Source organism: Pectobacterium aroidearum (assembly GCF_015689195.1).
GTDB classification, from domain to species: Bacteria; Pseudomonadota; Gammaproteobacteria; order Enterobacterales; family Enterobacteriaceae; genus Pectobacterium; species Pectobacterium aroidearum.
In genome coordinates this window covers 2,634,675-2,647,801 of record NZ_CP065044.1, presented here as the reverse complement: position 1 = coordinate 2,647,801, position 13,127 = coordinate 2,634,675, and the positions used below count along the sequence as shown (strand labels likewise).

Sequence of the window (13,127 nt, the reverse complement as noted above, 5' to 3'; positions counted from 1 at the left end):
GGCCTCACAGATAGCTGTAAAACAGGCCGTCAAGCAGCCGTGTCCAGCCGTTCACCAGCACGAACAGCAGCAGCTTTAACGGCAGCGACAGCGTCATTGGCGCGACCATCTGCATCCCCAGCGCCAGTAGCACGTTGGAGACGATGAGGTCGATGACGATAAACGGGATATAAATCAGGAAGCCGATTTTGAACCCAGCCTGTAGCTCCGACAGCACGAAAGCCGGGATCACCAGCAGCAGATTTTGCGTATTCACCTTTTCGGATAGCGACGCGGGCCACATTTGCAGGCTGTTCTCATGCAGATGGGTGAGAATATCCGGGTCAACGTTGCGCGACATAAAGGTTTGCAGCGGTTCCAGACCGTAGGTCACGCTGGCCTGAAGCGACGTGATATCGGTCATATCCAGCGGCTTTTCCTGCACGCGCTTGCTGATGTCCTGAAAGACCGGCGCCATCACAAACAGCGTTGCCGCGAGCGCGATGCCGTACAGCGCCATATTGGGCGGTACTTGCTGTACCCCGATGGCGTTGCGGGTGATCAACAGCACAATGGCAATCTTCAGAAAGCAGGTGCAGACAATCATCATCAGCGGAATCAGGGAGAGTGCGCCCAGGAAGAGCGCAAACATCAACGGGTCGAATGCGCCGGAGGTCATGGTGCCAGCTCCGGTTCGACGGCGTGATCCTCATCCACTGCCGGCAGACTTTGTGTTGGTGCGGAAAAATGTGTCGGTGCAGCAAAGCGCTGGGTAATCTGTAGCCCCAGCCGGCCTTCCACATCGACCAGATCACCGCTCGCCAGAGCGATATCGCCGTAATACAGCCAGGCTTGTCCCGGCACCACGTCGCGCAGTGTTAACACGCTACCGTTGGCAAGATGCTGCAATTCCGTTAGCGTCATCGTCAGGCTGCCGCAGCGAAGGTGTAAGGTAACCGGCAGCGGTGGCAAGTTTTCGGTGACATTGTCACTTTCTTGCGTGAATTCAAATGCCGATGCCTCTGAGTGAGGATCGGCGAACATTGTATCGGTAGCAGACGAGGGCATTGAGACAGTCTCCATGTCGGTAATGGTAAAGGTATAGGGTGCATGTGCGGTGAGCTGTAATGTGCCGTGCAGGCGCAGCGTGCCGGATGACAATGTTCCTTCTCCAGAGGGGGTAAACCACGGACGGTTGGGCAGAATGAGGTCACCCGTACACAAATGGTGTAACGCGGGCAGCGGCACTACGGCATCAGCCAGTGTGAGTGGCAGAGCGATCGTCATTCCTCCGGGGAGTGCACGGCGCTGACGGTGCCAGCCTGCGCGAGAAAACAATGCCAGCCAGACAGCGTCAGCGGCCTGCATCCGGCTGCGTGCGGTAATGCCATTCCAGCTAACACAAAGCCAGGCACAGAGGGCGGCACCCTTGTCGTGCGGCGTTTCATGACCCATACCCAGCGGATAAATCTCGCCGACGAGCGCGCGCAGGACGGGATTAAGTGACTGGTTGTAGAGCGTCCAGTACCACTCCTGTGCCGCATCATCGTCTTCAGATAGCGGCAGCAGCGGGCAGTCCGACAGCAGGCTGAGCACCGGGAACGGATCGGTCAGTGAGATATCGCCAATATCGCTACGCCAACCGTGTGGTTGTGCAGAGAACGATTCCTCTGCCAGCACGCATTCGTTCGTCAGTTGAAGATGCAGTCGGCCCTCGTACCCCTCGCGGATAAACGGCAGCACTAGCCCTGTGGCCAGCATCGAGCGGATGCGGGCGTGCTGCGCACGCAGCGTCGGCAGTGTCAGCGTTCGAATGTGTGGGGAATTTGAACTCATCGCTCATACTCCCTGGCGTCAAAACGCAGGTTTATCGGGCAATCCAACGCGCTGGCGAGCGAATGGCGGCAGGCTTCGCGCCTATCTTTTAACTGGTGGTAGCTTTCCCGGCTAAAACGCAGAGAAATATCCCAGCCGCGCGGTACCAGAGTGGCTAAGCGTGCATCGATATCGCCTAACTGCGGCAGTTGCAGGCTAAAGGCAAACGGCGGGGCGCAGATGTTGTCCATCGCTTCAATCAGTTCACATTGCAGTGGCTGCCACGGTGACGGTGTCACATATTGTGGGTTGTCCGACGCGTCAGTCTGCAACGGCAACGGGGCATTGAGAGCACCGCTCGGTGATAAAGCGACTGGCGTATCCTGATAGAACGCGTCTTCAAAGCCATCTGAAAATGTGAAGGCTTCCCAGAAATCGCTATGTTGTAGATCGGGTTGTGGATCATGCTGTGAGCCGTCTGCGCGAGAGGATTTACCGTGCAGTACGGCCTGCGCGTTCTGCGTCGCCGTAGATTCGGATGACGCAATCTGTCGGTTGTTCATACGTGCTCCTGAGGTAACGTCAGCAGATATTCCAGTTTCTCCACTGCCTTCTGGCATTGGCGAGTGGCCTCTCGGGCGTGATCAACCTGGCGCTGCTGATCGTGATATTGCTGTTGTGTGGCTTGTACCTGCTGCGTTTCTGCCGCTATCTCGCCGAGTAAGCGCTGTTCGGCGGCAAGGCGCTTTTTCAGATTTTCCAGCGTTTGGCGTTGCCCCTGAGTGTCTCGGGCAAACTGGTCGCGCTGCGTCTGGCTAGCTTGTTGCAGCGCGTCAACCTGTTGCTGATGACGCTGCTGCTGCTCCGCAATCCGGATCAACTGCTGTTCTTCCTGCCGCTGTTGGCGCTCGCTGCGGCTTAAGCGTTGACGGCGTATCGGCATCAGCAGATTCAACACGGTCTGTAATTCGGCATCGCGTTCGGTGTTATGGGGCATAGCGGCTGACTCCGGCGAGCTGTTGCTGAATCACGCCATAAGGCATCGGTTCACGCATTGACTGACGAAGAAACTGCGTGATTTCTGCATGGGCGTTGACGGCGGAATCGGTCAGTACATCATGGCCGGGCTGGTATTCGCCGAGGCGAATTAGCATCTCAACCTGTTTGTACGCCGCCATCAGACGCCGTACGCCGCCCGCGTTGCGGGTGTGATCGGTATCTACGACGTTACTCATGGTGCGGCTCAGGCTGGCCAGCACGTCGATAGCCGGATAATGCCCCTGTTCCGCCAAACGTCGGGCGAGCACGATGTGCCCGTCAATCAATGAACGGACTTCGTCGGCGACCGGATCGTTCATGGAATCCTGTTCAATCAGCACGGAATAGAGCGCGGTGATGGCGCCGTCTTCCGTTTGTCCGGCGCGTTCGACCAACCGCGGCAGCAGCGTATAGACCGACGGCGGCAGTCCGCCGCGCCCCTGCGGTTCCCCGAGCGCCAGACCGATTTCGCGCTGGGCACGAGCGAAACGCGTCAGGGAATCAATAATCAGCAGCACCTGACGGCCTTCGGCGCGGTAAGCCTCGGCGATAGCCGTGGCAGTGAACGCCGCGCGCGCACGTTCCATGCTGCTGCGGTCGGAGGTGGAACACACCAGCACGGTGCGACTGCGCAGTTCATCGTCCAGTTCGTGATCGAGAAACTCGCGCAGTTCGCGGCCACGTTCGCCAATCAGCCCGAAAACAATGGCGTCGCACGGCGTATTACGTGCCAGTTCGGCCAGTAGCGTGGTTTTGCCGCAGCCCGCGCCGGCGAAGATGCCGACGCGTTGCCCCTGACCGATGGTTAGTAGGCCATCGACGGCGCGCAATCCGGTGGGGAGCGGCTGGCTGATGCGCGGTCGGGAGGTCGGCGGCGGGGCATCGCCCAGCACCGGCTGCGTGCGACCTGTAGCATGACCGGGTTCGACAAACGCGCTCTCACCATCGTCCTCCAGCGCCCGCCCAAACCCGTCCAGCACGCTGCCCAGCAAACGTTCCGACACCTGAATGCAGTGCGGCTGATACAGCGGCGTCACGGTTGCACCCTGAGCGATGCCGTCCAGCGCCCCGAGCGCGGAGAGAAAGGTATTGTCTGGGCTAAACCCTACGACTTCGGCCATCATCTGGCTGTCGTCCTGGCGTGCCACCCAGCACAGGTCGCCAATGCGCGCCTGCGGCAGACTGCACTCCAGCAAGATGCCGCTGACGGCCATGACGCGGCCTTTTTTCTCCACGGGCGCATAACCTGCCAAATGCTGGCGCTGCCGTGCGACCCACTGATCGAGCAGGGGGAAAGAAGAAGGTTGTGTCTGCATTACCAGTTCACCGTTATCTGTTGTCTGCCGCTGAATTCAATCTGGTGCTCATCAATTTTCACCAGACGCAGGTTGTCGATCTCATCGCCGATGAAAAAGCGCTGGCCATCCGCCGTGACGACATTCGCCCGCGACCCGCTCGTCACCTGAACGATCTGAAACGGCAGTTGTTCCGTTTTCAGCTGCGTCCGGTTATCCACGGACAGCGCGGTTCTATAACGTTGGTGGAGTTGGGCGAGCATCCGTTCCAGCTTTTTTTGATCGTCCGGCGTTAATTGTCCGGTGAGCGTGACGCGATCCTGATACGCCGCCACTTTCACGGCCGCGCTCAGTTCCCGCTCCTGCAACATGATGCGCAGCGTGCTTTCTAGCTGTGGCAGCGTGCTGAGCGGTTTGCGGGTATCCTGCGGCGGCGGGGCGGCAGGCATCGCGACGCTCTCCTGTAGTTGCCAACTGCCTACCATCACCAGCAACAATGCGCCAAGCAGCAGATAGCTGGCTTTGGCCCACAGCGGCAGGCGTGGCGCGGGCGTAGGGATAGGCGCCGCGATATGAACTGGCGGTTCGTCGGCGGATGGTTCCACTGGGGGAACATCTTCTTCTGCGGTCGGAGGCGTTTCGCTGTCGTCAGGCCAGGGGGTATCCGCCGCGACAATGCAGAGCCAAATCTGCCCCAGCGCAAAGGGCGTGCCGGGCGGCAGTGCGTCAATCTGTTCGACGGTATGGCCTTCCGCATTACATAACGCACCATCCTGTGCGCTGAGCGCCCAGCCGTCAGCGGTCTTCTCTAACTGGCCGTGGCAAGGCGCTATACCGGGATCGTAGAGCACGAGATCGGCATCATCGGCTGCACCGATGCGCCAGGCGTTTCCACAGAGCGGCAGCGCCGCACCGCGATGTAAACCAGTCAGCACGCGTAATTCAAACATGGTGTGTTCCTATGCGCTAAAGGGATCGGGGGAGTCGTAAAGATCGAGACGCCCAATGACGTTGATCGACAGGGTGGATTCCAGTTCGGTGAAGGACAGCACCGGAACGTGGTGAAATTCGTCTTGTAACAGGGTACGCAGCGGACTGCGTAAATCCTGCGCCACCAGCACCAGACTGCGCTGCGACGAGAGCGGCGGAAATGCCTGCCGCAGTTGGCTGAGCAGCGTTGAGGCGTAGTCCTGTGTCAGGGCGAAGAAGGTTTCGTTCTGCGTCTGGCGCAGCGCATCACGCAGCAGTTCCTCGCTTTCCGGCGTCAGTAGCCAGACGGCAAGGCTGTTTTCATCGCTGTACTGGTGGCAGATTTGCGATTTGAGCGCCAGGCGCACGTAGTCGGTCAGCGCCAGCGTATCCCGCTCATGCTGGCCGACTTCAATCAGCGCCTCGGCGATGGGGCGCACCGATCGAAGCGGCACGCGTTCGGAAGCCAGCCGTTGCAGCACGCTGGCGAAACGCGAGAGCGGCATGATGCGCTGTAGCTCCTGCGCCAATTCCGGCTGTTCGCTCTCCAGCCAGGCCAGAATGGATTTGGTTTCCTGCAAGCCGATGAATTGTGAACCGGTACGATGAATAGCCTGCTCCATACGTGCCAGAATCAGCTCATCCGCTGTCCAGCGCGGTACGTCGTCGGGCTGCTGCGAAACATGAGCCAACGGCAGCCAGAGCCATTGGCTTTCATCCCGCAGCGTGGGACCCGGCGTGGCAAGCTCGGTATCAACCTGTTCAACGGCAGCACTGGCAACAGCCAACCGATCGGTGACAAAGGTGGCTTTCACGTAGGGAATTTCATAGACGCAAAACTGAAACTCATCCTCCGCCAGCCGATCGCTGAATTCGATATCAAAAGACGGCAGCGTAAAACCGAAGCGATAGACCAGTTTGTTACGCAGGCGGCGGATATTCTGCACCAGCGCCGTCGCCGTCGGCTGTCCTTGCCAGATGGGATGAAACAGCAGCAGATAGGCACGGGTGGGGTTGAAACGCCGCAGATCCTGATAGCCATTCTGTTCGGCTGGCATGTTGTCCGCCTCCGACTGGCTGGCATCCAACTGACCTTGCTGCTTGATGCGCCAAAGCTGAAACAGACCACTGCCGAGCGACGCCAGACTGATTGCGACAAACACCAGCGTCGGCATCCCCGGCAGCAGCGCAAAGCCAAACATGCCGATGGAGGAGATGATCCACGCTTTGGGCTGGCTGGTGAGCTGTTCCGCGATTTCCCGACCAATATTGGCATCCACTTTTTGCCCATCGGCTGAGACGCGGGTGATGATCATCCCCGCAGTCAGCGATATCAGTAGCGCCGGGATCTGGGCGATCAGTCCGTCGCCGATAGTCAGAACCGAGTAGACGTGCATGGCATCGGACGCGGCCATATTGTGCTGCAACACGCCGATGGCGAAACCGCCGATCATGTTGATGAACACGATAACCAGCGACGCAATGGCATCGCCTTTGACGAACTTCATCGCGCCGTCCATCGCCCCGAATAACTGACTCTCTTTTGCCAGATTTTCGCGCCGCTGCCGCGCCTGATGGGCTTCGATCAGCCCGGCACGCAGATCGCTGTCGATGGACATCTGTTTGCCGGGCATCGCATCCAGCGTGAAACGTGCCGCTACCTCAGCTACGCGCTCGGAGCCTTTGGTGATCACCAGAAAGTTCACCACCGTCAGAATCAGAAAGATAACCAGACCGACCGCCAGATTCCCGCCTACCACGTAGTTACCGAAGGCCTCAACGATATGGCCACCGTCCTGCTGAAGCAGGATTTGGCGTGTGGTGGAAATGGAGATCGCCAGTCGGAACATGGTGGTCAACAACAGCACCGCGGGAAACGTCGAGAAGGCCAGCGGCTTGGGCAGATACATCGCCAGCACGATCAGCAGAGAAGAGGCGCAGATGTTGAGCGCGATGAGCACATCGATCAGCCCGGTAGGCAGCGGGATGATCATCATGAAAACGATAGACATCACGATGACCGCACCAACGACCTCGGAGCGCTGCATCGCGCTCAGCGCAATACGGTTCAGCCAGGTAATCAGCAGATTCATGGCTGCTCCTTATCCGAGTCGCGCGCGTCCTGTTTTTGCGGCGATGCGGCGTCACGCGGTGCCCGTTCGTTATGCTGAGAATTATTGGCCTGTTGCTTTTCGTATCGGGCGATATCGCCAATCATGCCGCGTATCAGCTGAAGCGCCGTTTGCCGGTTTTTACTGTCCCGCCACAGCGGATGCGGCAGGTCGCTGACGAGTGGCAGCAGGGCGCTGAAAAACATTGCCTGATGCTGTACCTGCGTCCCGGCGACTTCCCGCCCGAGATTATGCAGGTCGCGGGCATAGGCACCGTTGGCGCTCAGGCCAATCAGGCGACGGGTCAGCTCCACGGCGCCGAGCGTAAAGGCTGGCACTTTGTTCGCCAGCCGCGTTAGCAGCGTCTGGCTGGATGACAGCGTATGGCTCAGGTGGCGGGAATCATTGAGGTTGCTCAGCATTTTGCTAAGAACGGCCTTTGAAATAGAGGGTGTCAGCGAGGCGATATCCGCCGCCAGCGCCCGCTGCAACGTGCGCAGCCCAATGGAGAATGTGGCGGCATCAAAGCGTTCCAAAAGAGAGTCCAGCAGTGCGCTGGCCGATTGCTGATGCACGATTTTCTGGTAGTACAGATCGCGCATCGCCTGTTTCTGTTCCGGCTGGGTGCTGAACAACGCAATGGCCGTCGCGGTATTCAGACCCGCTCGGACTTCCGGCCCTTTCTCTTGATGCAACTGCTGTAGTGCAGTCTTTGCCGCCGTCGCCAGTTCTGGCTGCTGGGCAGATTGCTGCTGGATGTGGCGCAGCAGGATATCGCCGCGCGCCGGATCGTTGCCTGCGGCTTCCAGGATGGCGTCAAGCGACGGCGAACCTTTCTGCATCAGCAGATCGCGCATGCGGCTCAACTGCTGGTCGAGCGTACTTTGCGACGGGTTTTCCAGCATCCTGAACAGTTCCGTCAGCTTCTCAATCCGTTCGACATTCGCAGTGGCGCGAGCCTCTGGCTGCTGGGCGATTTGTCGTCGATTCAGCGATTTACTTCTCCGCTCAGCCTGCTCGCCAAACGCCATCGCTACCTCTTCCATTGAGGTAGATAACGGCGATCCGGGAGCCGCGTGGTGAGAACTGGTCTGCTGCACCGCGGCCTGCGGCACGGGGTCGTCATCCACGACGACAGGGCGCGGCAGGGCGTTGCTAGAGGGAAGGACGGTCGGCATTTTGATCATGGTGTCATCCTGAATAAGTCGGCTACGTGTCGTGGTGTGAACGTGCAGCGATATGCATGTATTGCTGTGTGGAATCTGAAAAGAATGGGTTCCCCCGCGTGAAGTCATCGGAGCAGGCTGAATTTGATGGCGGATTGGGTGAAATGCCGTTTTACTGATTGCAATAACTTGCAATTTCGTGCTGTGGGCGCTGGCAAAAAATGGCACGATAATAGGCGAGGTGAAAAATAACTGATTAAAAATCAGTGTTATAAAAACAATTCCGGGCTGGCACAGGGCTTGCTCTTCCGTTTTTGCCAATGGGGCACAACAACGGAGAGTCAGCAAATGGATATGTCTACCCTGAAACACATCGAACCGACCCCTTCGCTTTACCCGGCGCTCGCTGTCGATTGGGAACAGGTGTTTCGTCAACACGGAAAGAAATTGCATAACTTCATCCGCAAGCGCGTCAGCAACCATGACGACGTTGAGGATTTACAGCAAATGACCTACCTGGAAGTGCTCAAACATCAGGATAAATTTGCGGGAGCATCGCGGCCGGAGACGTGGGTATTTGGTATTGCCCTCAATCTGGTTCGCAACTATTTCAAGCAGGCACGGCAGCGCGCTCAGGAAATGGGTGATGAGATGCTGGAGCATATTGCGATAGATCTCGATCCCGGCGCGATCGCTGAAAGCCAGCGGGCATTGAAACGCGCAATGGATGCCATCGTCTCACTGCCTGAGGATACCCGTCAGATGCTGATGCAGTTGCTGGATACCGATGCCAGTTATCAGGATCTTGCGTTGCAGTTGGAGATCCCCATCGGTACGGTGCGGTCACGGCTGTCTCGTGCCCGAGGGGTGATCCGTCAGGCCGTTGAGTCCTGACGGCATTTCACGGGACGAAAGGGCGAGCCTGTACCTACCGTTTTTCACTGACTGCTGTGGTAACCGCCTTGCTCAAGGTGGCGGTTGCCGCTCAGTGAGTGGGTCGCACGCCGTGATATCAGGTCGCATTTATGCCGTTGCAGGGTTTCCTGTCCATCTTCTGGAATGTTGAGACGCCGTATCGCGCTACCTGCACGGCGGGTGGCTGCACAAGTGTCTTAATTCAAAATAAGGAGATGGCAATGATGTTCACCCAACCGTTTCGTTCCGATGAAAAAACCAAGGCTCCCGAGCTGGAATTGGTGGATTTTGCATTTGGTCGCATCAAGGACGCGATTTATATCGTCAATGAAGATCAGCGTTTTTGTTATGTCAATGAGGCCGCCAGCCAGACACTGGGCTACAGCATTACGGAATTCATGCATCTGAGCGTTGTCGACATCGACCCGCTATGGAGCGCCGATCATCGGTCACCGGACTGGCTGCAGGAGTACGAATCAGGCGTGGGGACCACGTTTGAAACCCGACACCTCACCCGCTACGGCATGACTATTCCGGTAGAAGTTAATCTCACACATTTCCAACACAGAGGACGTAGCTACAGCATGTGTGTCGTCAGAGATATCAGGGAACGTAAACATATTGAACAGTTAGCCTATGCGCGAGAGCAGGAATTTCGCGCGCTGGTTGAGAACACGCCGGATTTGATTATTCGCTTCGATCCCAACCTGAATTGCCTGTACGCCAACGCGGCCAGTTTGAAACATCTGGATTTCACCGTAGAGCAACTTCGGGGCCGTATGATTACGGAGTTAATGCCCGGTGTTGGGTGTGCAATCCGTATGGAACAACTGGTGCAGCAGGTGGTTGATACCCGCAGCAGCGCGGAAGGTGAAGTGATGGAGTCGCGGGGGAAAGGCGATCAGCGCCATCAAAGTATTCACCATATTCGCTGTGTGCCGGAGTTTGATCAGCATGGCGCGCTGGTGTCGATTCTGACCGTAGGGCGGGACATTACCGCGATTCGCTATGCGGAGAAAAAACTGGCTGATTCGCATATGCAACTGCGTTTGCTGGCACGCCAGCGCGAGATATCGCGTGAGGAGGAACGTAAGCATATCGCGCAGGAAATTCACGATGAGCTGGGGCAGCATTTGACCACGATCCGCATGAGCCTGTCGCTGATGCGCATGTGTTTTGCCAAGGAAAACCCTGACATGCAGGCGCATTTGCAAAAGCTGATGCAGTTGGCTGACCAAACGATTCAGGTGGTGCGTAACGTGTCGACCCGGCTTAGGCCGAATGTGTTGAATATGGGGCTTACACCTGCGCTGGAATGGCTGTGCGACGAATTTAACCGGCACTACAGCGCCACCTGTCTGCTACGAACGTTGGGGGAACCGTTGGCGCTCAATGACGAAAGCACCACGGCGGCATTCCGCGTCGTGCAGGAATCGTTGACTAACGTCGCGCGCTACGCCGCCGCTACCCAGGTACGCATTACGCTGGATAATCAGCCTGACTGTGTGGTGCTGTGCATTAAAGACAACGGCAAAGGTTTTGATTCCCAAGCTAAAAATAAAAACGCTTTCGGGCTCATGAGTATGAAAGAGCGAGGGCGGATGCTGGGGGGAGAAGTCGTGATTGAAAGTGAGCCCGGTAAAGGCACGCTGGTGCAGTTAACGTTTCCTAAAAATGGCGATACCCGTTAATCGCGGGATAATAACAACAAAAGGAAGAAATGAGCGATGGGTAAACCAATACGTTTAATGATCGCAGACGATCACGTCATCATGCGTGAAGGGCTCAAGCAGATCTTCGCGCTGGATGAATCGCTGAGCGTCGTCGCCGAAGCCGGAAATGGCGCACAGGTACTGGCACAACTGCGCAGCGTGACGCCTGATTTGCTGCTGCTGGATATGTCGATGCCCGGTATCAGCGGTGAAGCATTGATTTCACGCGTGGTGGCGCAATATCCGCGTCTGCCGATTCTGGTGCTCAGCATGTACAGCGAAGCGCAGATTGCACAGCATGCGCTGAAGAGCGGCGCCAGAGGTTACATCACCAAAGATAAAGACCCGGAAGCCCTGCTGTCGGCGATCCGACGTGTGGCGCAGGGGGCTCGCTATATCGACCACACGATTGCCGAGCAGCTGGTGTTTTCCAACTACACGGAGGGGGGCAGAGCCGAGCACGATGTGCTGACGGCCAGAGAGCACCAGATCATGATTATGTTTGCGCAGGGGATGGGCATCAATGCCATCGCCAATGAGTTGGCCATCAGCAATAAAACGGTCAGCACTCATAAGGCGCGTCTGATGGAAAAAATGCAGTTCAGTACCAATGTGGAGATTGTGAAATATGTTGTGAGTAAGAAGCTGATTCCCTAGCAGTGGGAACCGCGGTGAAAAGGAGAACAGATAAAAGGGATTCAACCGTCGCTGAATCCCTTTACTGACCCTTACGATTTCCTAACGATATTCTTTCGCTTTCTTGTGTATTACTTGAAAAGGTAATGGGCTGTTTTTTCTTGCTTTGGTCGTTTTTTTGTAGGTATTTCCCTACAAATTGCTCTGGAATTCCTACCTGATGTTCAGCGATGCCTGATGGTTTCATTATTCAATGGCGGTAATGCTTGTCATCGTTCCACCGGTGATGAAATCGGTGTGCGTTATGCGGAGAAACGCCACGGATTTTCGGTGGACCCCACGTTATGGAAGGCAGTCAGTTAGCCCGTTTGGGCTCCAGGAGTAGTCAATGAATAATCATTACCGTCAGGACAGACAACACGATTCATCACTCGAGTATTCATCATTCGATCATTCACCCGTAGAGAAGGCGTCATCATTCGACTATTCCCTGCCGCCATCGTCTACGACTGATGATATTCACTCATCGCTGTCGCCAATCATCAATGTTATTGCTCCCCTTAATGTCGATATCGTGCTGGAAGGTGAAACCGGTACGGGAAAAGACACACTGGCGAATCGCATTCATCGGCTGTCCCGATGCAGCGGCCCACTGGTAGCGGTGAACTGTGCCGCCGTACCGGAAAATCTGGCCGAAAGCGAACTGTTCGGCGTAGTGTCGGGCGCTTATACCGGCGCGAACCGATCCCGCGCGGGCTATCTGGAAAGTGCGGATAAGGGGATTCTGTTTCTGGATGAGATCGACAGTATGCCGATGACGCTACAAGCCAAGATGCTACGTGTGCTGGAAAGCCGTGGCGTAAAGCGGTTGGGAAGTACCCAGTTTACGCCCGTGGATATGCGTGTGATTGTGGCGACGCAAACGCCTTTGCTGCAACTGGTGGAAAAAGGGCTGTTTCGACGCGATCTCTATTTCCGTCTTGATACGGTCAAGATTCAACTGCCGACGCTGCGCTCCCGTAGCGATCTCATTCTGCCGCTGTTTCAACGCTTTAGTCAGGAAGCGGCGGTACGCCTGAGAATGACGCAACCACCGATGACGGCAGAGATTTACGAGCAGCTGCTGACTCACAGCTGGCCAGGCAATATCCGTGAACTGAAGGCGGCGGCGGATCGCTGGGCAATGGGGCTGTCGCCCTTGGCTGAAATTCAGCCGCTGCTGCACCCGCGTCCTTTGCAACTCAAAGATCGGTTAAAGCGGATTGAAAAATTTCTGATTCAGGATGCGCTGCGTCGCCACGACCACTGCATTGACGATGTGATTGTGGAACTGGGGATCCCCAAGCGGACACTCTATCATCGCCTGAAAGTGCTGAATGTGACGGTGCGAGAGATGTGCGCCGGGGGCGGGGAAGCCTGTCAGGCATGAAGGCTGAATATCGAACGTTGACCTGCGGTACCCCGACAGGTCAACGTTCAGGTTGCGCTGTT

At 56.9% G+C, this 13,127-nt stretch carries 12 protein-coding genes; 4 read left to right on the top strand and 8 right to left on the bottom strand.

All coding sequences use genetic code 11. The features are described from left to right. Window positions 1–4 precede the first annotated feature (4 nt). The 8 genes from sctR to sctW are packed head-to-tail and all read right to left on the bottom strand — an operon-like array spanning window position 5 to window position 8,394. Window positions 5–658: a type III secretion system export apparatus subunit SctR gene (sctR, locus tag I2D83_RS11830; RefSeq protein ID WP_010681683.1), complete on the bottom strand. Its 654-nt coding sequence runs from the start codon at window positions 656–658 to the stop codon at window positions 5–7. Then, window positions 655–1,815 (bottom strand): type III secretion system cytoplasmic ring protein SctQ, encoded by a 1,161-nt coding sequence (sctQ, locus tag I2D83_RS11825; RefSeq protein WP_205946571.1) that lies wholly within the window; start codon window positions 1,813–1,815, stop codon window positions 655–657. Before sctQ ends, sctR begins: the two co-directional genes overlap by 4 nt. Further along, window positions 1,812–2,357: a type III secretion system HrpP C-terminal domain-containing protein gene (locus I2D83_RS11820; protein WP_205946570.1), complete on the bottom strand. Its 546-nt coding sequence runs from the start codon at window positions 2,355–2,357 to the stop codon at window positions 1,812–1,814. The genes sctQ and I2D83_RS11820 overlap by 4 nt, the downstream gene beginning before the upstream one ends. Further along, window positions 2,354–2,791, bottom strand: coding sequence for a hypothetical protein (locus I2D83_RS11815; RefSeq protein WP_015840437.1), 438 nt, complete (start codon window positions 2,789–2,791; stop codon window positions 2,354–2,356). Before I2D83_RS11815 ends, I2D83_RS11820 begins: the two co-directional genes overlap by 4 nt. Beyond that, a complete protein-coding gene (gene sctN / locus I2D83_RS11810; RefSeq protein ID WP_181828633.1) occupies window positions 2,781–4,148 on the bottom strand; it encodes a type III secretion system ATPase SctN in 1,368 nt (455 codons plus the stop codon). Before sctN ends, I2D83_RS11815 begins: the two co-directional genes overlap by 11 nt. Then, window positions 4,148–5,077, bottom strand: coding sequence for an FHA domain-containing protein (locus tag I2D83_RS11805; RefSeq protein ID WP_181846857.1), 930 nt, complete (start codon window positions 5,075–5,077; stop codon window positions 4,148–4,150). Before I2D83_RS11805 ends, sctN begins: the two co-directional genes overlap by 1 nt. A 9-nt stretch (window positions 5,078–5,086) precedes the next feature. Then, a complete protein-coding gene (sctV, locus tag I2D83_RS11800) occupies window positions 5,087–7,189 on the bottom strand; it encodes a type III secretion system export apparatus subunit SctV (protein ID WP_180779650.1) in 2,103 nt (700 codons plus the stop codon). Continuing rightward, window positions 7,186–8,394: a type III secretion system gatekeeper subunit SctW gene (sctW, locus tag I2D83_RS11795; protein ID WP_205946569.1), complete on the bottom strand. Its 1,209-nt coding sequence runs from the start codon at window positions 8,392–8,394 to the stop codon at window positions 7,186–7,188. Before sctW ends, sctV begins: the two co-directional genes overlap by 4 nt. A 327-nt stretch (window positions 8,395–8,721) precedes the next feature. Between sctW and I2D83_RS11790 the strand changes: the two genes are divergently transcribed. The 4 genes from I2D83_RS11790 (at window position 8,722) to I2D83_RS11775 (ending at window position 13,065) form a co-directional block, all read left to right on the top strand. Continuing rightward, window positions 8,722–9,267 (top strand): RNA polymerase sigma factor, encoded by a 546-nt coding sequence (locus I2D83_RS11790; protein WP_015840432.1) that lies wholly within the window; start codon window positions 8,722–8,724, stop codon window positions 9,265–9,267. Window positions 9,268–9,509: 242 nt separating this feature from the next. Beyond that, window positions 9,510–10,979: a PAS domain-containing sensor histidine kinase gene (locus I2D83_RS11785; RefSeq protein ID WP_181846855.1), complete on the top strand. Its 1,470-nt coding sequence runs from the start codon at window positions 9,510–9,512 to the stop codon at window positions 10,977–10,979. A 36-nt stretch (window positions 10,980–11,015) separates the two neighbouring features. Then, window positions 11,016–11,657: a response regulator transcription factor gene (locus I2D83_RS11780; RefSeq protein WP_015840430.1), complete on the top strand. Its 642-nt coding sequence runs from the start codon at window positions 11,016–11,018 to the stop codon at window positions 11,655–11,657. 367 nt (window positions 11,658–12,024) lie between these two features. After that, on the top strand, window positions 12,025–13,065 hold the full coding sequence (locus tag I2D83_RS11775; RefSeq protein WP_181846854.1) for a sigma 54-interacting transcriptional regulator: 1,041 nt from the start codon (window positions 12,025–12,027) through the stop codon (window positions 13,063–13,065). Window positions 13,066–13,127: the final 62 nt, after the last annotated feature.